The organism is Microbacterium sp. K41, from assembly GCF_004794395.1.
Lineage (GTDB): Bacteria > Actinomycetota > Actinomycetes > Actinomycetales > Microbacteriaceae > Microbacterium > Microbacterium sufflavum.
Genome location: NZ_SSDO01000089.1, coordinates 1 through 274, shown reverse-complemented (window position 1 = coordinate 274; position 274 = coordinate 1). Strand labels below are relative to the sequence as shown.

General features: G+C 77.4%; 1 pseudogene. It reads right to left on the bottom strand.

What is annotated here, in order from left to right:
• Positions 1 to 274 (bottom strand): annotated as a pseudogene (locus DW309_RS01785) (cell division protein PerM); the annotation flags it as partial.

Below are 274 nucleotides of genomic sequence, written 5' to 3'. Positions count from 1 at the left end.
GCGGCGGGACGCGCAGGTCGCCAAGCGGCGCGGTGTCGTCGGGCAGGGACGGCCACGCGGTCGGCTCGGCGGGAAGCGGACCGCGGTCGCGCTCGGCCTCTGTCATCTCGGCGAGCCAGCGGTCGGTGCGCTCCTCCGCGAGTTCCTCACGGTTGCGCGGTGCGAGCAGCAGGATCGCCGCGCCCACCAGCACCTCGGCGCCGAGCGCGAGGGCGAAGGGCAGCACGGCGGGACCGACGACGCCCAGGCGCCCCGGCCCCATCGACCCGTTCGC